We start from the raw sequence: 26,159 nt of genomic DNA on the forward strand, positions 1-26,159 counted from the left end.
CTACATTGAATATAAACGATTGCTTTCCATTAGTTAAATTGATAGTTTATATGTAAACGATCAGTTTTAATGATGTTAAAAAGAAGGGAGCCAATGATGGAAATACGTCATTTGGTCACATTTATTACAATTGTGGAACACGAGGGATTTACCAAAGCTGCTGAACATCTTGGATACGCGCAATCTACAATTACATTGCATATTAAGGCGTTAGAAGAGGAGATTAACTACCCTTTATTTGATCGAATTGGTAAGCGGGTTATTTTAACGGAGACTGGGAAAAAATTGTTGCCACATGCCCAAAAAATGCTTGACCTGTATCACATGATTAAGGAAGTGACTGCTGCACAAGGGGAATTAACGGGTAATATCGTGATCAGTATTGGGGAAACGTTGTTGATTTATCGTTTTCCACCTATTATTGAGGAATTCAAAAAATTGCATCCTCATGTCAATATCGAGTGGCACCAATTAGATTCCGTATATTATAAAGAGAATTTGATGCAAGGTAAAAGTGATATTTCCTTCATGCTGGGGACAGAGGTGCATGACCCCAATCTGTACAGTGAGAAATTGGCTGAGGAGCCCATGATGCTGCTGTACCCCAATTCATTTGAGCTACAACGGGACATTGTACGAAGCAATTTACTTTTTACCGAAAGAGGTTGCGGTTATCGCACATTGTTTGAACAATGCATTGAAGAGTATCAGATTGGGATTACTTCCAATATTGAATTCTGGAGTATTGAAGCTGTGAAACAGTCGATATTGAGCGGCATGGGCATATCCTTGTTACCTCGAATTACGGTAGAGAAGGAGCTGAAGGAGGAAAAACTTTCAGGTCAGCAGTACAAACAAAATCTAGCTACACAGTTGCTGTATCCCAAAAACAAGTGGATCTCTCCCCAAGTAGAAGCATTTATTGAGATCGTTAGAAAGCATGCCTCCCTCTGGTGAGCTCATTTCAACTGTCCTTTATAGCCTACCACTGAACCGTTGGATTGCTTCCTCGGTCACCGGCGTGAAGAGATTAACCAGATTACCGTCAGGATCGCGAAACAGCACAGCACGATTCCCCCACGGCATTGTGGTAGGTTCCTTTACCCACTCATCGACAAACGGCTTCAAGCGCTCGTATTCGGCATCAACATCGTGGACGTGGAACTCAATAATGACAGTACGATTGTTGGCTGCCACAGCGGAACCAGCGCCAAATAGTTGCACCGTCTGGGAGTGGCCGATCGCTAGAGTGCACGATGGCATAACGAGTTCGGCAAAGACAGGTGCAGGGCGTTCCGCCGAAACACCCGTGATTTTCTCATAGAACTCGACGAGACGATCCACGTCATCAGTAATGATACGCAAAGAAGCAAAATTCACGAGATATCATCCTTCCTATAATAAGTAATACATTTTGGACCAAAAACACTTCGCATTTACTTCTACTCCTTTACAATTGCTTACTCCAACTATACAAATACACTACTGACAACAGTATGTCAGTAGTGTTTTACGAAGAAACCACCGTCCACTAGCCATCATTCTATAGAACGTATTAGAGTTTCAAAGTGAGGGTAAGTGCTAAAAATCGATTGTACTTGGTGGTAAACAGTGTTACTCTAAAAGTCTGTGTTCGACAATATATTTAATATTAGCCACCAATTTAGTTGTAAAGAAAGGTAACACTATGATAAAAGTTGAAAACCTATCCTTCTCATTTCCACAAAAGGAACTATATAAAAACATTTCATTTACGTTTGAAGAGGCACAACATTGTGCTTTTATCGGAACAAGCGGCAGTGGAAAAAGTACATTGATCGATATCCTGATGGATCCGGAACGATATTTGTTCGAGGGCAAGTTAGAGATAGACCCCGATTGCAGAATCGGGTATGTGAGTCAGTTTTTGCAAGTAGATAAAACAAAAGAAATGACCGTTTTTGAATATATCGCAGAAGAATTCATCAAGATACAAGATGAAATTACAGCAATTTATGCGGAGATGGCCACCACATCGGATATGGATTCCCTGATGGAAAAGCTTCAATTGGCTTTGGATGCCTTCGAAGCGATGGATGGGGATAATTTCGAAAAAAACATCAATAAACAATTAAACCTTGCCAACCTCATGAAGCTCAAAGATCTTAGTATATCAGCCGTAAGCGGCGGGGAATTCAAACTTATTCAAGTGATGAAGGAAATGCTGAATCGTCCCGACTTCATGATTATGGACGAACCCGATGTATTTTTAGACTTTGAAAACCTGAACGCGCTAAAAAAATTGATTAACACCCACAAGGGAATGCTGCTGGTCGTTACGCACAACCGGTATCTGTTGAACCATTGTTTCAACAAAATCATACACCTTGAAAACACAGAGCTCCAAGAGTTTGACGGGCGATATATCGATTATAACTTCTCACTGCTTCAGTCTAAGATCGAACTGCAAGAAATCGCAGTTGCTGAAGCTGAGGAGATTGAGAGATACGATCACATCATCGACAATCTTAGAGAGATCGCCACGTATAATTCGGAAGCCTCCAGAGGAAGAGCGTTAAAAGCCAGAGTCAAGTTTCAAGAGAGATTGGAAGCACGTCGAATAAAAGAACCCTTTGTCGATATCAAACAGCCGAATATCCGTTTTGGGATTGATAAGGAAATGGAAGATACCGTTGTGGTTAACGTCAATAACTATAACGTTTCCTTTGACGAGTTGCTTTTGGAAAATGTGAACTTTGAGATCAAATCAACAGATAAAGTAGCCCTGATCGGTCCTAACGGTACCGGGAAAACGACATTACTTCGAGAAATCTTTAAAAACAATCAGGATTCCATTGAAATAAATACCGATGTTAAAGTGGCCTATTTATCTCAGGTTCAAGGCGAAATGTTAAAAGATTCGAATACCATACTAAATGAATTCATTGATTCCGGCTTTCAAACGTATGATGAAATTAGATCATATCTTCCAAACTATGGCTTTGAAGGAGAAATCCTTGATCAAAAGATTGAATCTTTATCTGGTGGAGAAAAAAACATGCTTCAATTGGCTAAAGTTTCTGCCAGTCAAGCCAACGTATTGCTCCTAGATGAACCGACAAGCCATCTGGACATCTATACACAAATCGCATTGGAGAAAGCCATTGAAGACTACAAAGGTGCGATTATCATGATTTCTCATGATTTCTATTCGGTTGTAAATGGTATGGATTATGTTTTGATTATCGAGGACAAAACGATTAGTAAAATGAGTATAGAAGAATTCAGACAGATGATTTATACGAGTCATTTTAATGAAAACTATCTAGAAAATGAACAAAAGAAAAAGTCTGTTGAAATGAAAATTGAATTGGCTTTAAAAGATACTAATTTTGAACTTGCAAAGAGTTTGGTTGATGAGCTAGAAAAGCTGATTAAGTTGCTTTAGACAAGGTGAATATTCCATAAATCTAAATCCCCCTGTATGTGGATTAATCCGCATACAGGGGGATTTACTTCTAGAAACAGCTAAACGAGCTGATTCGCTGCAGATCAATGCCGGTGTATAGCCAGAAGAAGCCATTCCAACGGAAGCCAGCCACCGAATTTCTACCTACAAATACCGGGTACATCCAGAAGCCGGGACCACGATCCGGCCAAATATATGTGTAACGAAACAGGCAGCCGGATATGGCTCTTGGATCTACCGCATATAACGAAGCGGGTTGCTGTGGAATGAATGATGGTGGCGGCCCTGTAGGTGCCTGCACGCCTTGTGGTCCGCCGCCTCCACCCCCGGGGAACGATGGCGGACCAGGAAATCCGCCGGGTCCTCCTGGTCCTCCGGGACCCCCAGGTCCGCCAAACCCTCCACCAGGTCCAAAAGGAGGTAAAAATGTCATATCACATCACTCCTGTTCATTAGTCTAATGTATTGTATGTAGGCAATTGAGCAGGGGAATGGGTGAAAGCCTATAAAAGGCCGCTAATTTGGTCATAAGCTTGTCAGCTAGATAGTAAAAAAGACAACAGAATTTGCCCAAAAGATATTATGTTTTATTAAATCCAACAAGGAAAAGCAAGCGTACCACGTCCTGATTGTACATTGGATACATTTTCACCGTTTATAAATTGGATAAAGACAGAAAGAGACCGCACTATAATAGTTACGGTCTCTTTCTACTTATTTTAAGTATGTTTTTTTATGAAGTGAAGTAATGTTTGTCCTAATGTAGTTAGAATTACGCCCTTACCTTCACATTTTGGACAAGGCACCATTTGGTCCTCCTCATTAACTTGCTTTTCGCCATTACAATGAGGACAAGAAAGTTCTAAATCATCTGTTGATATAACGACCGACACCTTTTAGCACCATCCTGTCATTTAGATTTAATGTGGTGTAAATTCAATTCGCTTTTTTTATAGTAGCTAATGTAGGATTTTTTTCAATATGTGCTGATATAACATGGGTGTAAATATGTTGCAGAAAAATGTCGAATAAAGTGATTGCTAACTAATTTATTGTGTGATATTATGATCCAGTAAACGTTTACATCGATAACGAATTGAATATTAGCAGTGTTTGGCTGTTACTGGTAAAGCAGGCATGACCAAAATGATTTTGCATTTTCCTTATGTGAGTAGGGGAAGGCATATCGTTTTGGTCTTTTTTATATCCAAATTCAGAAATGAGGCATTGGTATGGATTATCGCAAGCTGGGACAAGAGATAACGGAATTGGTTGGGAAGAAGGATAATATCGCTCGGCTTACGCACTGCGCAACTCGACTTCGGTTCGAACTGCACGACATCTCCAAAGCGGAGACAGAAAAACTCAAAGCACTTCCAGGTGTCATTACTGTTGTGAACAATGGTGGACAATACCAGGTCGTTGTGGGCAATGAGGTGCAGCAGGTCTACCGAGTTATCACTCAGCAGATGGGTTCAGCTACCCGAAGTGCGGAATCCAAATCGGATTCTGGCAAAAATAACGGACCAAAACAAAAACAGAGCTGGATCTCCAGATTCATCAGCGTGATCTCAACAACATTTACTCCGGTAATTCCGGCAATCATTGGCGCGGGTATGATCAAAGCCATATTAGCCGTACTTGTGCTGACAGGCCTCGTAACGACGGAAAGCCAAAACTACTATATCCTTAATACCATTGCGGACGCGGCTTTTTATTTCATGCCTATTCTGCTGGCTTATGGAGCTTCCATTAAATTTGAAACTAGTCCCATTCTGGCGATGACAGTTGCCGGCGTGTTGTTACACCCGGGATGGAGCGCCCTGATGGCGGAAGGAAAAGACGTGTTTTTCATCGGTGTGCCAGTTCGACTAACCGATTACGCGGGCTCCGTGTTGCCGATTATTATCGTCGTTTGGCTCATGTCTTATATTGAACGTTTCGCGGATCGGGTATCGCCCTCAATGATCAAATTTTTCACGAAACCAATGATTGTACTATTGATTACAGCACCACTTGCATTGGTGGCGATTGGGCCTTTCGGAACGTACCTGAATGATCTGGTTGCGATGGGTGCAGAAGCGATTAATGCCAGAGCCAGTTGGCTGATCCCTTTGTTAATGGGAACTTTGCAACCATTCCTGATCGTAACAGGTACCGCATGGGCCATGACGCCGATTGCAACTAGCCAACTGACCAAAAATGGATATGAAATGATCAACGGTCCCGGAATGCTCGCGTCCAATATTGCTCAAGGTGGGGCCACCCTTGCTGTAGCATTGAAAACAAAAAACAAAAAACTGAAACAGCTCGCTGCTTCATCCGGTTTCACCGCTGTGCTGGGTATCACGGAACCATCCTTGTACGGTGTAACGCTGAAACTGAAGAAACCCTTAATTGCCGCAATGATCGGTGGTGGTGTAGCAGGGATATACGCTGGTCTGACCGGATTAGTACGTTATGCCTTCGTGTCTCCAGGGCTTGCCGCGTTACCTGCATTCATTGGCAGCAATCCGATGAACATCGTTCATGCCATTGTGACTTGTCTGATCGCTTTTATCGTTACCTTTGCTCTGACATGGATCATTGGTTTTGAAGATCCAGTGGACGATGAAGAAGAAGGAAATACCAACGTTAACGATGACAAGACACTTTCCGGGCAGCCTGTTCAAGACAACAGCCCAAGCACACAGTCTTCTACAATAACAAATGTTAATGTACCGAGCCAAAATGAATTACGCCCACTTACGATCGCCAGCCCGATGCAAGGGGAATTAGTCCATCTAGACCGTGTACCAGACGATGTCTTCTCTTTGGGATTACTGGGTAAGGGTGCTGCCATTATTCCTTCCAAAGGAGAACTGTATGCACCAATCGCAGGTGAAGTTACGGCTTTCATGGACTCCAAACATGCGGTCAAATTAAACGGTTATGATGGAGAAGAGGTGCTCATTCATATTGGAGTGGATACCGTCAACCTAAAGGGGAGACATTTTGACTCTTCCATTAAAGTAGGGGATCGCGTACAACGGGGGGACTTGTTGATCCGCTTTGATATCGATGCCATCAAGGCAGAAGGGTATGAAGTCATAACCCCGATCATTATCGCCAATTCGGAGCGTTTCTCGGATATTAAGCTGGAGAAGCAGAATCCTGTGGAGGTTGGAGCAACCATTATCCACCTTTCGTAACAACCGTAATATGGTCCCGTCATATATCATGATCAACTTTTAAAATGAAGGAGTGCTTGAGATGTTATATCAACAGATCAAACCATTCCCCAATGAATTTCTGTGGGGAGGGTCTACCTCGGCCTATCAAGTGGAGGGAGCCTGGAACAAAGATGGCAAAGGCCTGTCCGTCATCGATATGTGTGATCATCCGGCTGGAACCGCCGATTTCACGGTTGCGAGCGATCACTATCACCGATTCAGAGAAGACGTGAAGCTTTTTGCAGAGCTGGGCCTCAAAGCATATCGTTTTTCAATTGCATGGACTCGAATCTTGCCTTCAGGCACAGGGGCTGTTAATGAGAAGGGACTCGATTTTTATCACCAATTAATTGACGAATTGCTGCTCCATGGTATTGAACCCATTGTGACCATGTACCATTTCGACTTACCCTACGAGCTTGAGAAAACCGGAGGGTGGAACAACCGGGGGACGATCGATGCCTTCGTCGAGTATGGGCGTATCTTGTTTGAACATTACGGGCATAAAGTGAAATATTGGTTGACCATTAATGAGCAAAATACGATGATTCTCCATCCAGGTGCTATTGGTACACCAAAAGGCGGACGTCTGCCTTCCAGTAAGGAACTGTATCAGCAAAATCATCACATGTTTGTAGCTCAAGGCAGAACGATGCGACTATTTCATGATATGCTCCCGCAAGGCAAGATTGGTCCTGCATTAAACATGACTTCCATGTACCAGGCAACTTCCAAACCAGCAGATGCAATCGCTGCACATAACTGGGAGACGATTCGTGGATGGGGTTTTCTCGACTTATCGGTGTGGGGACAGTATAATCCATTATTCTGGAGTTATTTACAGGAACGCGGCATCGAGCCGGTTATTGAGCAGGGTGACATGGAAGATATCCGGTCTGGCCGCCCCGATCTGGTAGCAATCAACTACTACTCGACGGCAACCATTGCCGCCAGTATGGGCGATGCGTCGGATGTTACAGCTCGTGCAGGGGATCAGCAAATTATGCTTGGTGAGCAGGGAGTATACCGGGCGGCGGAGAATCCTTATACCGAAAAAACAAAATATGGTTGGGTCATCGACCCGGTTGGCCTAAGGCTGACATTGCGTAAGGTATGTGAACGGTATGGTCTCCCTATTCTAATTACGGAAAATGGCATTGGAGCCCCGGATGTACTTGAGGCAGATAACACCATTAACGATACGTACCGGATTGATTTTATCGAGAAACATCTGGAACAGATCAGACTGGCTCTAACAGATGGAGTAGATGTGATTGGTTATTGCCCTTGGTCCGTTATTGACGTGGTAAGCACACATCAGGGGTATGGGAAACGTTATGGAATGATCTATGTAAACCGCGGTGAACAGGATCTGAAAGACTTGAAGCGTTTGAAGAAGAAAAGCTTCTCGTGGTATCAAGAGGTCATTAAACAGAATGGCAGATGTATCGGAAATTCGGATCAGACGGTCACGAAAGAATAAAGGATCGTGATGAATGCATGAGAGTAATCAAAATATTAAATAACAGCTTGCTTCTGACCAAAGATGAACAGGGACAAGAGATGATTGTCATGGGAAAAGGGTTGGCATTCAAAGGCAAAGTCGGCGAGCGACTCGATGAAGAGCATATCCAGAAACGATTCATTCTGCAAAATAATCCGTCTGCCCAGGCTTACGTACGAACCATCGAAAACATGCCAGAAAAACATGTGAATGTCATAAACAAACTGATTACCAATGCAAAAGAAAAGCTGTCTCTTGACGATCAAATCTTCTTTACGCTTATGGATCACTTGTCATTTGCCATTGAACGATGGAAAAAAGGTGTAGCATTACAGAATCGCATGTTATGGGAGATCCAGAGGTTTCATCCTGTCGAGTTCGAACTGGGGGTTGAAGCTGTTCATATGTTGAATCTAGAATTGGATATTGAACTACCGGAAGAAGAAGCAGGGAATATCGCTTTTCATTTCGTGAATGCCCAAACACATGAGCAGAATATGGAGCGCACGATGCAATCCGTTAAGATGTTAAAAGATATTTTTAACCTGATACAATACACCTTTGATATGCAATTGAACAAAAACTCCATCCATTATGTGAGACTTGTCACACATTTGCAATTCTTCATCCAGCGTTTACAAGAAGGACGTCTGGGCAATTCGGCGAAAGATTTTATATTTCAGCACATGGTGAAGGAGCATCCGCTTGAATACAAATGCGCGGAGATGATTAAAACCTACGTGCAGAATATGCTGGATATCTCCATATCAAACGAGGAATTATTATATTTGATGATTCACATAGCTCGAATTGTGCAGGAGGATCAGGGTCACGAGGGACGATTATAAAACAAAGTTTATATGCCTGTTAGTGAACAGAAAAAAGATACTTTCTAACGATGACCGTTTTCTCGTATTTTATCGGGAAACGGTCTTTTATTTTTGCAAATATGTAGCGGTTTTTTGATATCCCTTGCGAACGAACTCCAGCTTCCTAAACCCACATAAGATTACCAAGTGATAACATTTTATTGTAATTATTGTAAATTTGTTATATGTAAGCGCTGTCTAAAGAGCTATAATCTATTTATCTGGATGTTAATCCGTTCAGAAATACTTAGACCAAATTAAGAGGAGGAATTGTATGAAACGGTTAGGCCAATGGAATATAACGGCCTTGGTTCTTGTGCTGGTACTCGCCATGCTTCCATTTACGAATGTCTCACATGCAGCCAAAGCAGTTACGGAAGTGGAGGGAGGTCATTTGAGCACAAACTTTGAAGACGGTACACTTCAGGGATGGACTCCACGTGTCGGTAGCGAAAGGCTGACAGTGACACAGCAGGAAGCACACGAAGGTCAGTCCAGCATGCTGGTCGCCAACCGTGAGCGTTCCTATCATGGACCGATGTTATCCATGAAGGATCTGCTTAAGCGTAACCAAGAGTACGAAATTGCGGCATATGTAAGACTTACTCAGGAGCCCACCACGGATCAAACACTACAGCTCACCACATATAAAAAAACAACTTCCGAAAGCTGGAACCCAATCGGTAGCGTGAAAATTGCCAAAACAGAATGGAATACATGGCACAAGATCACCGGAAAATTTCAGTATAGCGATGATCCCACTGAATTGAATTTGTTCATCGAAACACCCTACATCTCTGAAGATAGCGTAGATACGTTATCGTTCTATGTGGATGATGTATCATTTACTCTGGCCGAGCAACTGGAGATTGAAGAAGGTATTCTGTCTCTGAAGGACCTGTATCAAGATGATTTCCCCATTGGTGCAGCGGTGTATCGCTGGCAGTTGGAAGGCGCATACGGACAACTGCTCACAAAGCACTTTAACAGCTTGACCGCAACCTATGAGATGAAACCGAAGTACATGTCTCCTTCCGAAGGTGTTTATGAGTTCGAGGCAGCCGATCAATATGTTCAGTTCGCCGAGGAGCATGGTATGGGCGTACGCGCACATGCGTTGTTGTGGCATATTGATGCAGCAGAGTGGATGTTCAAGGATCCTCAGGGTAACCCTGCGAGTCGAGAATTACTACTTGCCCGGATTCAGGATTACGTTGAAACCGTCATGACCCGATACAAAGGTAAGATCTATGCCTGGGATGTGGTAAACGAGGCGATTGCGGATAGCAATGGTGATGCCAACGGTTTACGTAAAAGTCCCTTTTATGAACTAATTGGTCCGGATTATATTGAGAAAACCTATGAATTCGCTCGTGCAGCCGATCCGAATGCCAAATTATATTACAACGAATACTTCACGGAAATCCCTGAGAAAAGAGAGCATATGTATCAGTTGGTCAAACGACTGAAAGAGAAAGGGCTCATCGATGGTGTGGGTTTGCAATCCCACTATAACCTGGAATCCCCGCCCATCAAGGAAATTGAAAAAACGATCAGCATGTTCGCCGAACTTGGATTGGATATTCAGATCACGGAACTGGATGTGGATAGCGGAATTCCATTTGGTGAAGAGATGTCCGATGAAGTTGCAGTAAAGCAGGCGTATCGATATAAGGAACTGTTGGATTTGTACAAAAAACACAAAGACCACATTTCTTCAGTTACCTTATGGGGACTCCAAGATGAGAAGTCTTACAACAACCAGGCTATGCTGTTTGATTCAGCCCTTAAGGCCAAAAAAGCATACTGGGGACTTGTGGATGAATCCAGCTTGCCTGTGTTGACACAGAGAGCCGTCTCACTTTCGGGTAAACCGGATATCAAAAAACAGTCACAAGATCCGCTCTGGAACAAAGCGGTGTCTACTCCACTGAAGGGTGACTCTGCGGGATCAGCCAGTTTCCGCACCTTATGGGATCATAGTAACCTGTATATCCTCGTGGATGTTCAGGATGCGAAGGCAGATGTGAATGACAAAGTAGATATCTTTGTTGATCTCAATAATGGCAAGACCACTTCATATGAAGTAGATGACCGACATGTAATCATTAAGCGGTCGGGCAAAGCTGAGGGCGTGGAGAAGCGTTCATATCGTGTACGCGAGACCAAAGCCGGATATCAGGTTGAATTGTCCATTCCGTGGGGTGGTATCCAAGTCGGATCAGAATATGAAGCCGGATTGGATATCCGTGTGACTGATGGCGGTTCAAGTGGGACACAACCTTATAATCCACTGTACTGGAATGATCGAACACAATCTCAGGAACAGGATACAAGCAAATACGGCGTGATTCAGCTTGCCCCTATGCCCAAATCTGCACAAGCTGTACAAGGGATTGTTCAGATTGATGGGAAGAAAGACACATCATGGAATAAGGCTGCACCGATTGAAGTAAACCGGTTGAACCAAAGCGAAGGTGCAGAGGCAGTGGCTCGCGCAATGTGGTCAGGTGAATATCTATACCTGCTGATCGACGTCACTGATCCAAACATCATCACAGATAGCATCAACCCATGGGATCAGGATTCGGTTGAGATTTTCCTGGACGAGAATCACCAGCGCACACCGTATTTTCAATATGATGATGCCCAGTTCAGAATCAGTGCAGACAATGTAGGAACCTTTGCAGGGGGTGCCTCACCTGGACGCCTTGTAAGTGCTGTGAAGAAAACAAATAAAGGATATCTCGTAGAAGCCCGAATCCAGTTACATTCACTGACGCCCAAAACAGGAAATGTTCTCGGTTTCGAGCTTCAAATTAACGACAACCAGGGCGGAGGTAAGCAGAGCGTAGCCAAGTGGAATGATACGACCAATGAGAGCTGGAGAAACACTTCCCAGTACGGAATACTCACTTTTGTCGGAAAGAACAAACTCGGACATTAAACCATCGGCAGTAGTTGCAAGAATAGAAAACATCATAACAGTGGCTAAAACTCAACCATTGTTGTGATGGTTTTCATCGTTTACATACGTCACCAAAGGTGATGAGGGGCGATACAATCTGCCTTGACTATATTTAACAGCCCTTGATATACTAAATGGATGTTATTTTTTCTTTTATGGGAATAAGAAAGTAATCAACTACATACAACCGTTTGCGAGGGAGCCTTAACCGGCTGAGAGGGTGTTAAACCGACCTTACCTGACTTGGATAATGCCAACGTAGGGATGCAACGATGAAACACTGTACTTGGGTAGCTCATGCGAACCCCCTTGTTTTAGTGTATTTGTCTGCGAAACATCCTATGGATGTTTCGTTTTTTTGTTTTTAATACGTACATTATGAATTGGAGGAACACATGTTGACTATTTCAGAGAGACTATATCAGGCAGCACAGCCCGTGTGGAAGGAATGTCTCGAGCATCCCTTTGTTAAAGGAATCGGAGATGGTTCCTTACCGGTTGAACAATTTCGTTATTATTTGCTGCAAGACTACTTGTACCTGTTCGATTATGCCCGTGTATTTGCACTAGGTATCGTCAAGTCGCACGACCCCAAATTGATGCAGTTTTTTAGTAAAAACGTAGATAACATCCTGAATGGTGAAATGAAAATTCATCGTTCTTATATGGAGCGATTAGGAATTACAGAGGATCATGTGTTCCAGGTAAAACCTGCACTGAAAAATGCAGCCTATACTAACTATATGCTCTCTATTTCCCATGCGGGTGGCATAGCAGAAGTACTTGTATCCATTCTGGCCTGCTCATGGAGCTATGCGGAGATTGGTCAAGTCCTTGCTCAAAAGCCAGGTGCAGCTGATCATCCTTTTTATGGAGAGTGGATCACAGGATATGCTTCCTCTGAATACAACAGCAACAATCAATCCCTAGTGACGTTAACGGATAAGCTATTAGAAGGCTGTAGCGAGGGAACGTACCAACGGATGGAAGATATTTTCGTGATGTGCAGTCGCTTTGAGCTTGATTTTTGGGAGATGTCATGGAGGTTGGAGCCTTGAGTTCACTAATAGTTAATTCAATTAGCGAGCAGCGTCCATAAACAGTCTCAGGATGAAAAATAAGTAGATTTAAGTAAAGGAACGCTTGTATATGCGTGTTTCGTGACGATGCCAAAAAAAGGGCGGAGTGTATCCGCCTTTTTTATTGTTGAAATTCTTGACACAGGAACATTTTGTTCACTGAAGTCTCTAGCTAAAATCAAAAAGGGTGTCAGGACGGAATGTTCATAGCAGTCTGAATATTTTTCAGATCGAGCTGAATTTGCTCTGCAATATGGTAAGGGTGGTATAAGCCATGCTGCACCATGTAATTTGATATCTTTTCATGAGAGTCTATGGCTTCATCGAGCTGTTTCATCAAAATTTGTTTGATTTCGGGGGTGGCACATTCGGTCACAGCCATGGCGTAGTTTCTGACACCGCTCTTGGCGTTCATCAAAAAATCCATTGCGATCACGTCATCGGTCAGCGTATTAAGACCAGTCATGTGTTCTAATATTGGGTTCATTTTTTTATCTCCTATACAGTCGCTTTAGACAGCACTCCACCGAGCTCCTGAAGCTGCTGTTGTGATAATGTCGCATCTTGTTGCAAAATTTGCTTGAGCTCCGGGTCGGTTACCAGAGCTTGCATGGTCTTGGATTTTGTCATGCAAACCGTCTTGAACGCAGCTATTTCATGCACCTCGAGCATCTCATGCAAAGCGTATGTGGAATCCATTCAGATTGTCCTCCCATGTATCAATTCATATTTAAGGCTTTAAGATGACTTTAATGCAATCGTCCGTTTTTGTATCGAACACTTCATAGCCCCGCTTGGCCTCGCTGAGCGGAATGACGTGCGTAACAATGTCCCCAGGGTCCACTTTGCCAGACGTAACCAACTCGTACATGTATGGCATGTAGTGAATGACCGGAGCTTGTCCGGAACGGATATTCACGTTTCGCTGCATGATGTCACCGAGCGGGAATCCGTTATAACGTCCGCCGTATACACCAGTGACTTGAATGGTGCCACCTTTGCGGACAGCCTGAGATGCAATGATAAATGCACTCATGGTGCCGCCTTGCAGTTTCATACCGCTGGCTAGAAATTCAAGATCGCTCATCTTGCCGTCCATTCCTACCGCATCAATCACGACATCGGCGCCGCCTTTGGTCATTTCCTTGAGAGTGTTCCCAATATTCTTATCCTGTTCGAAGTTTACGATTTCCACATTGTTTGTTCGCTTTGCATGCTTTAAGCGGTAATCGACATAGTCGACGGCTATGACCCGCTTAGCTCCTTTCAGCCAGCAGAACTTCTGGGCCAGGAGTCCGACCGGACCGCAGCCGAGCACGATGACTGTATCACCATTCTTAACGCCGGCGTTATCTACGCTCCAGAATGCCGTCGTCATGGCATCGGCGATCAAGCTTAGCTTTTCGTCCGGTTGTTCGCAGTTTTCAGGGATCTTAAAGTGGGTAAAATTGGCAAATGGGACCCGTAAATATTCGGCTTGCCCGCCGGGATATCCGCCGGTCGTTCCGGAGTAGCCGAAATATGCGCCCATATCCCCGTGTTCGTTTGAATTGTCACATTGGCTTTCCAGCTGATTTTTGCAAAAAAAGCATTCTCCGCATGCGATGTTAAACGGAATGATCACACGGTCACCTTTTTTTACCTTGGTCACGCCAGGACCTACTTCTTCTACGATCCCCATCGGCTCATGCCCGATGACATAGTTTTCCTGAAGGTTAGGGATCATCCCGTGAATAAGATGAAGGTCAGAACCGCAAATGGCGGTACTGGTGATCTTTACGATCATATCGTCCGGTTTCACAATCTTCGCATCCGGCACCTCTTTGACCACGACATTTTTAACCCCTTGATACGTTACCGCCTTCATGCTTTATGTCCTCCAATATGTTCATCTGGGGTCCGATCAAACATCCCTTTACGTGACGTATCACCCGGGAACAGATTCATCTGCCCGATCATCACCGTATTTTTCGCCGAAAGCTGATCGAGTTGGTACTGTTCGTTCAACTCATAAGGATGAAACCATTTTTTGCGCATCATGAGCTCCGAGATTTCTTGGTGCATTGCAATCCCCTGCTTAAGATGAGTATGCAGCAGGGCTCTTACATCCGGTGAAGCCGTTTCCGTCAGGGCGATGGACAAATTACGTACACCCTCCTTGGCACGAAGAAGGAAGTCCATGGCAAAAGTCATATCTGCCATTTCCGGCATATTCAATGAATTAATCGGATCTAAATAATCGGTATTCATCTGAGTTCCCCTTAATGTGTTATAGGTGTCGGATTATTTGGAACGGGTGCTTGGAAAGGAGCTCTTGCGTAGATTGCTTGCAGCTCAGCGATCTGTTGTATGGATTGAGTTACGTCTTTCTGCATTAAGGCTTTTAGCTCTTGGTCAAAGACCAGGCCTTGCATAAGTTTCGACTTAGCGATGCAGAGCGTTTTGAAGTTTAACGCTTCATGCAGTTCCATCGATTCGTGCGGCGCTAGCGTTGGATTAGCCATTCAGAAATGATCCCCTCCTTTTTCATCAAGATTAGATTTTCCAATGCATCGGATCTTATACTAATATGGATCACCGGAGAGGTAAGATCCGAATATTCCCATACAGTCGCAGGGATATAAACAAAATCTCAATCCCATACTTATTTCTGTTTAAATGAATGATCTTACTCATGGAAGGAGGAGTCACGGTGCCCAATAAAAACAAAATTGATCTAGCAACCGAAAACGCAAGAAAACCAGCAGAAGATGCACTTAACTCGAGTGGTAGTAATACGCTGGAGCAGCATGCATCTAACGCGGTTTCTGAGGTGCAGACGGCTTTAAATCAGGCAATAAGCTCGTTAAGTGAATCTAATGTGGCAACAAATTCACAAGCGTTGGAGATTGCCAGGCAGCAATTGACCCGAGCAGAGGAATTTTTAGATCAAGCGATAACTTCAGCCAATGCATTAGGTTTACCGGACCAACAATAAAACCTTTTTGGTACTGATAAGCTTGGCAAAGTTTTGCGTTGACGATCGGAGGAAGCATTTTTCCTAGAGCACATATAGTTAACGTCAACATGCTTCGGCTTACGCCGAAGTTTTTTTGTATTTTTAAATGTATCGGACAATTTCAAAATCGAGGTAAAAAAAGAATGATTAAGGGCCAGGCATTAGAAAAAGTCTTGAACATAATTATAGGTAATATCTATTCAACTATGTTGAGGAGGACATCATACAGCCTATGTTACCTATGGAAGAATATTTTGGTAAGTTAGAACTCGTTCATTCCTTTTACGGGGCTATGCCTACAGGCGTTAGTGTATCCGAGACCGGGCGTACCTTTATTTGCTTTCCAAAATGGGGAGATGACGTTAGATTTACGGTAGCGGAAATTGTTGATGGTCAGATGCAACCTTATCCTAATGAAGAAACGAATTTGATCAACCCATTGAATATCGTTATGTCCTTCATCAGTGTCCAAAGTGTTGTTGCAGATGGAAGGGGAACCCTGTGGGTACTTGACACGGCTGCACCAAACTTTTCAGAGCCTATTAAAGGCGGCGCAAAATTAGTCGCGGTAGATTTAGAAACAAATACAATTAGAAAAGTATATACATTTGCAGATGATGTAGTCTTGCCGACAACGTATCTAAATGATGTCCGATTTGACTTTCGTGTAGGAAAAGCAGGTTTCGCATATATAACGGATTCTTCTTCCAATGGTCCAGGCGCTATTATCGTCGTAAATTTAGAAAACGGAAATGCGTATAGACGGTTGCATGGAGCAAGCTCGACCTCACCCGATCCATATTTTGTGCCAAAAGTGGAAGGTAAAATTTTGATGAATCGAAACGCGGATGGTTCGACATCTCCGTTTCGATTGGCCTCTGATGGTATAGCCATTTCCCCTGATGGAAAAATGTTATTCTATTGTCCATTAACCAGTCGCCAGCTATACTCGATCTCAACAGAATCGTTAAGAGACAGAACGATACCGGATTTTAAGTTAAGTGATCTTGTGCAGTATTGGGGAGAGAAGGGCGCATCTGATGGGATGATCACGGACGCTAAAGGAAACGTTTATGCTGGAGATTATGAAAACGATAGTATTCGAAAGATATTGCCGAATGGAATCATGGAAACCATCGCCCATGATCCCCGAATTTTATGGCCAGATACGTTTTCTATTGGTCCGGATCAATACTTATATGTGATTGTGAACCAATTACATAGGCAGGCGAGATTTCATTATGGAAGAGACCTGCGACAAAAACCGTACATTTTACTACGTTTGAAAATTGATGAATTACCTGCTCCTACCTTTTGATATACATCCCACTTTTCAAAGCAGATTTTAATAGCAGATTATTCAGTTCATTTTGCGGGACCGTAGGCCCTTTATCTAAGGGCAATATAGTAATTCTAATGAACTTAAGATAGGGACAGGTATCAGTTGATGCCTGTCTTTTTGTTTTTTGTCGCCCAAGAGGAAAGCCGGAGACAGATACAAAGGGTAGGGTACCATAATACACTCATTCGATTAAGATTAATCTGGTAGCATGTTGTTCCCGATATTGCTGTTAAACTACAAATTGCCGGTCGTATGATTTTTCGATTACAGGACAAGATATTAACCTTATCACCATTTTATTACTTTGATAAAGGAGACGACCATGGTTGAAAAACACGAGCCTCAAATGAAAAATCATCAAAAGTCTACATGGCTTGATGATTTAAAACAGATATTAAACCATATGGAAGATGCCGAAATCATTGAGCACAAAATAGGTACGAGTGCTTCAGTCCATCTTTTATTTATAAAAACGTTAATAGATCAAGAGCGTTTAAACGAGGCGATTATTCAGCCACTTCATCAATCAGGCGGAAATTCGCTTTCTTCATGCATAATCAATTCTGATGTTTCAGAAGTTATATCGATCGAAGATGCTGGGCAAAAAATAATGCAAGGATATATTCTTCTATACGATTCAGTCAACGATCAATGGCTAGGCATACAGTTGGAAAATCCTCTTGGCCGGGCAATTGAACCTTCCCAAACGGAAACGGTTATATATGGAGCGAAAGATAGCTTCAGCGAACAAATCGATAATAACATTACAATGTTGCGCAGACGTTTGCCTATAACGACATTAAAAACGGAAAGCTTCACTATAGGATCACTGAGTAAAACAAAAGTTGTGTTAATGTACATAGACGGAATAATTAATCCGGAATTTGTTTCCCTTGCAAGAGAGAAAATTGAAAGTGTGGATTTCGATCAGTTTTTAGACTCCGCACAGCTTGCAGCTTTTATTGAAGATCATAACCATACGGTCTTTCCCCAGTTTCTACAAACGGATCGGCCGGATGCCTGCGCCTTCGCCTTAGGTGAGGGTAAGCTGACTTTATTAGTCTCCAATTCACCGTTTGCTTTAATTTGTCCCATTACATTATTCCATCTATTCCAATCGCCAGAAGACTACTTCCTTCGTTGGCCGGTAGCCAGTTTTTTACGTTTAATGAGGTATGGAAGTTTTATTATTTCTTTGACGATGATTCCTTTTTATGTTGCGTTAACGACATTTCATTACCAAATGGTTCCGCTGCCGATTCTCTTCGTATTATTGGAATCGAGAAGCAAATTGCCCTTTACTCCGTTTGTGGAAGGAATTTTCATGATCGTAACGCTGGAAATCATCAAAGAAGCAAGTTTGCGAATGCCGACCAAAACCAGTCAAACTCTAGGGGTTATCGGTGGTATTGTCATTGGACAAGCGGCTGTAGAGGCAGGCTTTGCAAGTAAAGTATTAATTGTTTTGATGGGTATATCCGCTATTGCTTTCTTTTTAGTTCCCAATTATCAAATGACAAAATCCATGGTTCTGTTGCAATTGCTTCTTCTTATCCTTGCATCGTTTCTTGGGCTGCCAGGAATCGTGGTCGGGATAATCGGCATTCTTGCGCATCTCCATGCATTAACGTCATTAGGTCAACCTTATTTAGCGCCGCTTTCACCTTTTTATGGGAAGGATTGGATTGACCTCTTTATTCGCGGGCCTTTGATTTGGATGAAAACGCGTCCGCATAATCTAAAACCACTACAGAAATGGCGACAGGAGAAGATGAAGAAATGAAGACTTTATCCCTATTCAATCAAACTTCCACCCTTGGCGGCATCCATTTCCTTTTATTAGTTAATCGAACGCAAATGCATTATTTTATTTTAATCATGCCGGTTTATTTGGTTCATTCCTATATGGTTTGGGGAATTGTCGCCTTGGGGCTACTGTCCCAACTTAATTTGATGATGCTATCCAAATGGTTTACTTCCAGTTATGCATCGAAAGGCTATCAAGGATTTGTACAGCTTTTTGGGAAACGGGCGGTTCAAGTTTTCGCAATACTTGGTTTTGTAATAATACTGTTAAAAATTTCAATCATCACACTGGGTTACGTTGAAATGCTCCATAATTTTATATATCCATCAATGAATAAAAAGTGGCTGATCCTAGTTATTCTTTCGATCAGTTTATTTGTGGCTTCACATGGCATGGAAAAAACATTGCGTTTTGTCGTTATCGCCTTTCTTTGCGGGGCGTGGATCTTAATCATGTTTATTCCCTTTTTCTTTCCAACGATTGCAAATTACCGCGATTTGTATCCTCTAATCCCCACCGAATGGTCAGGACATTCATGGCAGGGCTTGTTGTTTATTTGGTCGGCATTTTCCGGTCCAGTATATTTGGCCTTTATGGTTCCATGGTTAAGCTCCAATAAAAAAATATCAAAATATCTTGTCATTGGAAACATGCTGACGATTATGGAATATTCATTATTGTTCATTGCTTCGGTATTGTTTTACGGTTCAAACTTTTTAAGCAAGATCAACTTTCCGGTAGTATATATGGGAAGTTACATTCAAATGAGTGGTTTAGAACGAATCGATTACATCCTTATCTCTTTCCATATGTTTAATTATGTATTTGACATTTCAATTCTTTTGTTGTGTTTATATGGAGCTGGAAGAGTCTTTATGAAGAAAATGAACAAAAGCACAACTCGGATCGGATTATTGTCGAGTTGGTTTGTCATTTTGATAAGTATTATCATAATGGATCAATGGTTATGGCAAACGGTTCCGGGTCAAAAGATGTTACTGAACATTCAAATCTGGCTTGGTGCATTCATTTATTTACTTGTTCCTACGATCCTTTTCACTATGGTTAAACGAAAGGAGAGTGTGTAGGCATGATACCATACAAGCATTATGGTTTATTGGCGATTGTAAGCCTTATGTGGATGACCGGTTGCTCTTCTCCATATGCCGAGAACAATATGATCGAAGAGATCGCTCCGGTAGTTTTCTGGTCGGTTGACAAGGGAACGGAGGGAAAGTTTAAAATCAGCACTTTAGTACCACCACTCATCAAAGAAAAAAAACGATTTCTCTCCAAGGAAGTTGATCTGTTAAAGCAGGGAGGCAAGGAGTTTAATTTAATTTATTATCGGGAATTAAAACAGGGGCAGCTGCGAATGTTATTAATCAATGAGGAACTGGCCAAAAAAGAAGGCATTGAAAAGCTGATCAATACGATATTGGTTGATCCCGATATTTCAATGCGTGTCTATTTATTGATTGTCAGAGGAGATTTTGATGAATACATAAAAAATCAATTGACGAAGCAAGAAAACCAAGATTATTTTCTTTATCGGATGTTAAAGCATTACGAGGAACATAACCAAGGTGAAATGAGCATTGTCAATATTCATCAATTCATGAAGATGTTATATTCCCCTCTTAAGGATCCGATCCTGCCGGTATTTCATGCGGATAAGAACAATTTCAATTACGTAGGAACGGCCTTCTTCCGAAATGATAAAGAAGTAATGGTTACTCAAGACGTAAGTGATGAAATTTTTCAACTTCTGGATAACGATCATTTCTTAAAAGTCTTGGCCATTCCAAAGTTATCTATCAGTTTAGGACGTGTTCGATCCAATATTCGCATGAATCTATCGAGTGATTATTCATCCTTGTCTTTACGTGTGGGATTGAAAGGAAGAATTGAGGAATACCAGGGAGAAAAGAATATTCAAAGCGAGGAACAATTGGAACATTTAATTCATGAGATTGAGGTATACCTTGAGGAACAAACATCAGAATTATTAAAAAGTATGCAACGGTTGAAAGTGGATCCCTTAGAGGTCGGAACACATTCACTTAAGCCGTTTTCTAAAGAACTAACGGAAGAGCAATGGTTAAAATATTGGGACAATATGAAAATTAATGTTGACTTCGATATCAAAATACAGCCTTTGATTAATGTTGAACGGCTGTCGTGATTTAAAAGATGCCCCCTACATGATCAAATACATCATTGTGGGGGCATCTTTTTGTTCAAATCATGTACAAAGAGAGCTTATTACTGCAGCCCGTGGCGGACAAGCCATTTGGATATCTTTAGAAAATGGAAAGTCTAATGATCTTATCGTCAACAATAACAAAATGATAATCCAATAATAGCGGATCGGGTAGACCCGTCTTATCGTAGGTACCATCCAGCTTGCATGTTAACACAATTTCATCACCTATTTTTTTGGCTTTTGTTGGCTCTAACGTTACATTCGCCGCGAAATGGTTTTGATCACTCCATTTCCGAATCGCCTGTTTGCCATTTCGCTTTTTTCCTTCATCCATCACAACGGCATTTTCTGAAAAACAATCTACAAATACTACTGGGTCTGGCTTGTTAGATGCAGTAATGTATTTGGCAATTACAGACGGTAAATGATTGAGATCCATATTGTTCTCTCCCTTTATTAATTAATTATTAGACGGTAGGGATAGTTCCCCCATCTATGACATATTCACTACCTGTAATAGATGCTGCTCGGTCTGAGACCAGAAATGCGACCAGCTCAGCGACTTCTTCAGGAAATCCTGGCCGACCAATTGGAATACCTCCGAGTGAAGTCATAAGTTGTTCAAGGGCACTTTCTCGACTTCCGGTTTCAGTTGCGATCCGATCAATTAATGCGTCAGCTGCTTCTGTCTGAATAAACCCAGGAGACAACGTATTTATGCGAATTCCTTGTGGGGAAAATTCATTTGATAATCCCTTGCTATAATTAGCCAGCGCGGCTTTGGCAGACGCATAAGCCAATGTAGTTTCATATAAAGGCAAACGTCTCTGGATGGAAGTGAAATGAAGAATAACGCCTGAATTATTTTCTAACATAAGTGGAATTAAGCCACGATCAAGTCGAACTGCTGCGAGTAAATTCCAATTTAATGTATGAAGCCAATCCTCATCACTCAATGCAAGTGCGCCTCCTGGTGGTGTCGTTGATCCACCTACGCAATGGACGATAATATCGATACCTCCAAGTTGCTCTTTTACTGCTGTAATTATTTGCTCTACACCTTCAGGTGTGGCGACATCTGCTTGCACAAATTTGACCGAATTTGGCAAGTCAGCAGATAGGGAACGGGCAGTAGTAAGAACTGTAGCTCCGCCGTTTGCAAGTCTTTTCACAACTGCTTGCCCCATTCCCTTTGTTCCTCCGGTTACAAGCACCCTTTTACCTTTAAATTCTGATACAGAGAACTCAAATTCTTTATGCATAACTATTCCTCCTAGTGATGGTATTCGATGATTAATTTGAAATTGCTCTGTCTCTAAACCTTAATGTGTTGTTCGAGAGGAGCTAGAACTAATACTACACTTGCTACTTTCATAACGTCCAATTTATTATAATAATAGAAATGATGAATATTATTAATATATGGAGGGTTGTTTTAATGGAACTTACACAATTGGAATACTTTATGACCGTTGCACAGCTTGAACATATGACCTTAGCCTCCAAAAAACTCGGTATTACTCAGCCAGCGTTAAGTCATGCAATTGCCAAGCTTGAAAACGAGATAGGAGCTCCTTTATTTGAGCGAAATGGACGAAATATTAAGCTGAACCGAAACGGTACTATGTTCTCTAAATGGATTGGTAGAGCCCTACATAATATTGAAAATGGTCTAAGAGAAATCGAAGAGTGGTCCAATCCGGATACTGGTGTGATTACGTTGTCTTATCTAAATATTCTCGGTGTTGAATTGATCCCTAGCCTAATTCGAAGTTATCAATTGAAGTATCCCAAAGTTCGGTTCGAATTGACACAAGGGAACTTAGGAGATATTGATGAACATCTGGAGCAAGGATTCTCGGATATTATGATTACATCGAGGGAATCTACTTTGAATAATCATCACTGGAAGACGATTAAAAATGTTCCTTTATACATTGTTGTTCCCTCCCAACATCGTTATGCAGCTTGTAGCGCTCTTAGTTTGGCAGAGCTGTCTGGCGAGCCATTTATTGGATTGAAAAACAATTGTGGATTAAAAGCAACGATCATATCCCGGTTCCGACATACCGGATTTTTTCTTGCTTCGGCTTATGAAGCGGAGGACCTGATCACTGTAGCCGGTTTTATAAAGTCGGGTCTAGGTGTATCAGTACTACCTAAGACGTTGGGGTTGATGTTAGATGAATTGGTCTGGATCCCTATTATTGATGAAGGATGGTACTGGGAAATAGGATTAAAGTGGAGAGATGATCATAATATTTCCCCAGCAGCGAAAAGGTTTATTGAATATGTGGATACTTTACATCAAGGAGAATGACCGTCAAATTTTTTAGTTTTGAAAAGAAATTCTGAGAAAACAATCATACTTTATTGTATTTGAACACAAGGAAAAAATCCTTTTACAATCATTGGCAGTACGTTATAATACAATCACCAGGTAGATTGCCCAACAAAAAAGTGAAATATTGTAATATCTAGTCACACCCGGCTCATCATAGTTCTTTGAGCCGCATAACACAACATAATAGATATCGGAGGAATGGTTATGGTCAAGAAGAAAATTTCCACAGCCCTCAGCGCAGCTTTAATTGTTTCTATGCTGGCTACTGGCCTAATAGTCACTATCCAAGGTAACACAACGTTAGAGGTAGCGAAGTCAGCAGGGGATAAAAAGGTTGAAGTTGTTAAAGCATAAGCGAGCCGTTAATTTATTTAGAACATGTTAAGAGACAAGAGCATATTCCTATTGAAGTCGCTATTTTAGCGGCTTTTTTTGTTTTATCGGTAATATTAGGTTTAATACTAACGATATTTTGCTGAACAAGTAAAGAGAAGTTTAGATACAACCTTTTTTTACATTTGTAAACCAATGGGTTTGAAATAATAAAGAAATGATTAGATTAACTTAACTAAAAAATTGTTATTTTCTATAATCAGCCATAAATTGTGCAAATGTAAACCAAAACATATATATACATAAAAAATAATGTTCATTTATACAAAAATACTTTGACAAATGAAAACAGGTGGCTTATTTTGTTAATAAGGAATGCATATTACTTCTTTGAGATTTTAAATAGCCTTAAGGGAGCGTGAATAAAATTAAAAAAGTACATCTATCAGGTGAAAATAATATCAGCAAAGGTCCAGAAAACTTTATTTATAAAAATGAATATAGACCGCAAATACATTATTCCCCTAAGGAAAATTGGATTAACGATCCTAACGGAATGGTTTATTACGAAGGAGAATATCACCTTTTCTACCAATATACTCCCCATGATACGCAGCCTGACTTCGGCAGAATGCATTGGGGGCATGCAGTAAGTAATGATTTAGTACATTGGGATGAACTTCCACCAGCCATCTCGCCCGGGGTAGATGGAGCGATCTTTTCGGGAAGTGCGGTAGTCGATAAGAACAATACAAGCGGATTCTTCAACGAAGCAGGATCAGGATTGGTTGCAATTTATACTAATAATGATAACAGCACTCAACCCGGTAAACCGCAGGTTCAAAGCATCGCTTACAGCAAGGACAAAGGTAGAACCTGGACAAAATATGAAGGTAACCCTGTTTTATTCCCCACGGAGACGCTAGACTTTCGAGACCCAAAGGTATTCTGGCATGAAGAATCTTCAAACTGGATAATGGTTCTTGCTGTTAGCGACCGTGTAGAATTTTACACATCTTCGAATCTTAAGGATTGGTCTTATGCAAGCGGTTTCGGTTCTGATATTCCGGGCATCCATCGTGGAATTTTTGAATGTCCTGATGTTTTTAAACTCCAAGTGGATGAGGACCCTAATACCACTAAATGGATTCTGACACTAAGTGTCGGAGATAGAAATGGCGTAAATCCAAACGATTCAGAACCACCCGCAGGCGGTTCTGGCATGATGTATTTTATAGGTCACTTTGATGGTAAGGCTTTTACACTAGATGAAACATTGGAATCATTCGATACAATCCAATGGATAGATTACGGATCTGACTTTTACGCGGCCGTGACCTGGGACGGTATCCCGAATGAGGATGGGCGAAAGATTTGGGTCGGCTGGATGAATAATTGGCGTTATGCTTCCACTCTTCCTTCTAAAGAATGGCGTGGTCATATGTCCATCCCACGTGAGATTCAGCTCAGGACGTATTCGGAAGGACTTCGCTTAATTCAAGCACCCATAACTGAGTTAAATCAACTCAGAAAATCAATTCTGTCTCTACAAGACATTACGATTAAACCAGATATGAACGTTTTGTCTGCTGTTTCTGCTGCAAAGATGGAAATTATTGCGGAATTCGAAATCGGTAATGCAATAGAATTTGGGTTCAAGGTGCGAAAGTCTTCCTCTTCCAACCAGGAGACAGTCATCGGATATAATGTCTTGGATGAGGAGTTGGTTGTCGATCGAACGAAGTCAAACGCTGTTGATTTCCATCCCGATTTTGCTGCAAAACACAAGGCCCCCATGAAGCCAGAGCATAAACGGATACAGTTGAGCATCTATGTTGATTGGTCAAGTGTAGAGATCTTTGGCAACAATGGGACAACTATCATTTCAGACACGATTTTCCCCGACTTGGGAAGTAGAGGGCTGGAACTCTATGCCATTGGCGGAGAACTAAAGGTCGTGTCGCTTCAAATCAATGATCTCGTAAGCATTTGGGAAAATCAGAGTGTTTAGAATTTAGTAATGGCTTGATTCCCCTTAATGGTTACTGC

At 41.9% G+C, this 26,159-nt stretch carries 25 protein-coding genes and 1 riboswitch; of the genes, 15 read left to right on the forward strand and 10 right to left on the reverse strand.

From position 1 onward, the window contains the following. Positions 1-93 precede the first annotated feature (93 nt). Positions 94-957: a LysR family transcriptional regulator gene (locus tag MHI55_RS16665; RefSeq protein WP_083684771.1), complete on the forward strand. Its 864-nt coding sequence runs from the start codon at positions 94-96 to the stop codon at positions 955-957. Between the two features lie 18 nt (positions 958-975). Here MHI55_RS16665 and MHI55_RS16670 read toward each other — a convergent pair whose 3' ends face one another. Further along, positions 976-1,380 carry a VOC family protein gene (locus MHI55_RS16670; RefSeq protein WP_076253181.1) on the reverse strand — a complete coding sequence of 135 codons (405 nt, stop codon included), beginning with the start codon at positions 1,378-1,380 and terminating at the stop codon, positions 976-978. A 307-nt stretch (positions 1,381-1,687) separates the two neighbouring features. On the opposite strand from MHI55_RS16670, the gene MHI55_RS16675 reads away from it, so the two are divergent. Beyond that, positions 1,688-3,427: an ATP-binding cassette domain-containing protein gene (locus MHI55_RS16675; protein ID WP_076253182.1), complete on the forward strand. Its 1,740-nt coding sequence runs from the start codon at positions 1,688-1,690 to the stop codon at positions 3,425-3,427. 70 nt (positions 3,428-3,497) lie between these two features. Here the strand turns inward: MHI55_RS16675 and MHI55_RS16680 are convergent, their stop codons facing one another. Both MHI55_RS16680 and MHI55_RS16685 read right to left on the reverse strand, forming a co-directional pair. Further along, on the reverse strand, positions 3,498-3,881 hold the full coding sequence (locus tag MHI55_RS16680; RefSeq protein WP_047843165.1) for a hypothetical protein: 384 nt from the start codon (positions 3,879-3,881) through the stop codon (positions 3,498-3,500). A 286-nt stretch (positions 3,882-4,167) separates the two neighbouring features. Continuing rightward, the gene (locus MHI55_RS16685; protein WP_076253183.1) at positions 4,168-4,341 is read right to left on the reverse strand and encodes a tryptophan RNA-binding attenuation protein; all 174 of its coding nucleotides are present in this window, start codon (positions 4,339-4,341) and stop codon (positions 4,168-4,170) included. A gap of 339 nt (positions 4,342-4,680) precedes the next feature. Between MHI55_RS16685 and MHI55_RS16690 the strand changes: the two genes are divergently transcribed. The 5 genes from MHI55_RS16690 to tenA all read left to right on the forward strand — a co-directional run bounded on the left by MHI55_RS16690 (position 4,681) and on the right by tenA (position 13,059). After that, positions 4,681-6,639, forward strand: coding sequence for a beta-glucoside-specific PTS transporter subunit IIABC (locus tag MHI55_RS16690; protein ID WP_076253184.1), 1,959 nt, complete (start codon positions 4,681-4,683; stop codon positions 6,637-6,639). 61 nt (positions 6,640-6,700) lie between these two features. After that, on the forward strand, positions 6,701-8,143 hold the full coding sequence (locus tag MHI55_RS16695; RefSeq protein ID WP_076253185.1) for a glycoside hydrolase family 1 protein: 1,443 nt from the start codon (positions 6,701-6,703) through the stop codon (positions 8,141-8,143). A 17-nt stretch (positions 8,144-8,160) separates the two neighbouring features. After that, the gene (locus tag MHI55_RS16700) at positions 8,161-9,012 is read left to right on the forward strand and encodes a PRD domain-containing protein (RefSeq protein ID WP_076253218.1); all 852 of its coding nucleotides are present in this window, start codon (positions 8,161-8,163) and stop codon (positions 9,010-9,012) included. A 295-nt stretch (positions 9,013-9,307) separates the two neighbouring features. Next, positions 9,308-11,980 (forward strand): endo-1,4-beta-xylanase, encoded by a 2,673-nt coding sequence (locus MHI55_RS16705; protein WP_076253186.1) that lies wholly within the window; start codon positions 9,308-9,310, stop codon positions 11,978-11,980. Positions 11,981-12,186: 206 nt separating this feature from the next. After that, positions 12,187-12,284, forward strand: a riboswitch (TPP riboswitch). A gap of 112 nt (positions 12,285-12,396) precedes the next feature. Further along, a complete protein-coding gene (gene tenA, locus MHI55_RS16710) occupies positions 12,397-13,059 on the forward strand; it encodes a thiaminase II (RefSeq protein ID WP_076253187.1) in 663 nt (220 codons plus the stop codon). 211 nt (positions 13,060-13,270) lie between these two features. On the opposite strand, the gene MHI55_RS16715 is transcribed toward tenA, so the two are convergent. Genes MHI55_RS16715 through MHI55_RS16735 form a run of 5 tightly spaced genes read right to left on the reverse strand, consistent with a single transcriptional unit; the run spans position 13,271 to position 15,584 of the window. Then, complete coding sequence (locus tag MHI55_RS16715) at positions 13,271-13,567, reverse strand: spore coat protein (RefSeq protein ID WP_036615415.1); 297 nt, start codon at positions 13,565-13,567, stop codon at positions 13,271-13,273. Positions 13,568-13,578: 11 nt separating this feature from the next. Then, complete coding sequence (locus MHI55_RS16720) at positions 13,579-13,779, reverse strand: hypothetical protein (protein WP_076253188.1); 201 nt, start codon at positions 13,777-13,779, stop codon at positions 13,579-13,581. A 31-nt stretch (positions 13,780-13,810) separates the two neighbouring features. Continuing rightward, the gene (locus MHI55_RS16725; protein WP_036615410.1) at positions 13,811-14,947 is read right to left on the reverse strand and encodes a zinc-dependent alcohol dehydrogenase; all 1,137 of its coding nucleotides are present in this window, start codon (positions 14,945-14,947) and stop codon (positions 13,811-13,813) included. Continuing rightward, positions 14,944-15,330 carry a spore coat protein gene (locus tag MHI55_RS16730; protein WP_076253189.1) on the reverse strand — a complete coding sequence of 129 codons (387 nt, stop codon included), beginning with the start codon at positions 15,328-15,330 and terminating at the stop codon, positions 14,944-14,946. The genes MHI55_RS16725 and MHI55_RS16730 overlap by 4 nt, the downstream gene beginning before the upstream one ends. Positions 15,331-15,341: 11 nt before the next feature. Then, entirely contained in the window at positions 15,342-15,584 is a 243-nt protein-coding gene (locus MHI55_RS16735; RefSeq protein ID WP_076253190.1) for a spore gernimation protein GerQ, read from the reverse strand. A 188-nt stretch (positions 15,585-15,772) separates the two neighbouring features. Here MHI55_RS16735 and MHI55_RS16740 point away from each other — a divergent pair, with 188 nt between their 5' ends. The 5 genes from MHI55_RS16740 to MHI55_RS16760 all read left to right on the forward strand — a co-directional run bounded on the left by MHI55_RS16740 (position 15,773) and on the right by MHI55_RS16760 (position 21,412). Further along, positions 15,773-16,057, forward strand: coding sequence for a hypothetical protein (locus MHI55_RS16740; RefSeq protein ID WP_076253191.1), 285 nt, complete (start codon positions 15,773-15,775; stop codon positions 16,055-16,057). A 253-nt stretch (positions 16,058-16,310) separates the two neighbouring features. Further along, complete coding sequence (locus tag MHI55_RS16745) at positions 16,311-17,396, forward strand: L-dopachrome tautomerase-related protein (RefSeq protein WP_179087922.1); 1,086 nt, start codon at positions 16,311-16,313, stop codon at positions 17,394-17,396. A gap of 346 nt (positions 17,397-17,742) precedes the next feature. Continuing rightward, entirely contained in the window at positions 17,743-19,203 is a 1,461-nt protein-coding gene (locus MHI55_RS16750; RefSeq protein ID WP_076253193.1) for a spore germination protein, read from the forward strand. Beyond that, entirely contained in the window at positions 19,200-20,315 is a 1,116-nt protein-coding gene (locus MHI55_RS16755; RefSeq protein ID WP_076253194.1) for a GerAB/ArcD/ProY family transporter, read from the forward strand. Before MHI55_RS16750 ends, MHI55_RS16755 begins: the two co-directional genes overlap by 4 nt. A gap of 2 nt (positions 20,316-20,317) precedes the next feature. Then, positions 20,318-21,412 (forward strand): Ger(x)C family spore germination C-terminal domain-containing protein, encoded by a 1,095-nt coding sequence (locus tag MHI55_RS16760; RefSeq protein WP_076253195.1) that lies wholly within the window; start codon positions 20,318-20,320, stop codon positions 21,410-21,412. A gap of 118 nt (positions 21,413-21,530) precedes the next feature. Here MHI55_RS16760 and MHI55_RS16765 read toward each other — a convergent pair whose 3' ends face one another. Together MHI55_RS16765 and MHI55_RS16770 are read right to left on the reverse strand one after the other, a co-directional pair. Continuing rightward, positions 21,531-21,872 (reverse strand): nuclear transport factor 2 family protein, encoded by a 342-nt coding sequence (locus tag MHI55_RS16765; RefSeq protein ID WP_036615388.1) that lies wholly within the window; start codon positions 21,870-21,872, stop codon positions 21,531-21,533. Between the two features lie 28 nt (positions 21,873-21,900). After that, a complete protein-coding gene (locus MHI55_RS16770) occupies positions 21,901-22,695 on the reverse strand; it encodes an SDR family oxidoreductase (RefSeq protein ID WP_036615385.1) in 795 nt (264 codons plus the stop codon). Between the two features lie 176 nt (positions 22,696-22,871). Between MHI55_RS16770 and MHI55_RS16775 the strand changes: the two genes are divergently transcribed. The 3 genes from MHI55_RS16775 (at position 22,872) to MHI55_RS16785 (ending at position 26,121) form a co-directional block, all read left to right on the forward strand. Continuing rightward, a complete protein-coding gene (locus tag MHI55_RS16775; protein WP_076253196.1) occupies positions 22,872-23,753 on the forward strand; it encodes a LysR family transcriptional regulator in 882 nt (293 codons plus the stop codon). 228 nt (positions 23,754-23,981) lie between these two features. Beyond that, on the forward strand, positions 23,982-24,131 hold the full coding sequence (locus MHI55_RS16780) for a hypothetical protein (protein ID WP_164783315.1): 150 nt from the start codon (positions 23,982-23,984) through the stop codon (positions 24,129-24,131). A gap of 397 nt (positions 24,132-24,528) precedes the next feature. Continuing rightward, on the forward strand, positions 24,529-26,121 hold the full coding sequence (locus MHI55_RS16785) for a glycoside hydrolase family 32 protein (protein ID WP_076253197.1): 1,593 nt from the start codon (positions 24,529-24,531) through the stop codon (positions 26,119-26,121). Positions 26,122-26,159 lie beyond the last annotated feature (38 nt).

This window comes from Paenibacillus sp. FSL E2-0151 (genome assembly GCF_037993015.1).
GTDB lineage: Bacteria > Bacillota > Bacilli > Paenibacillales > Paenibacillaceae > Paenibacillus > Paenibacillus amylolyticus.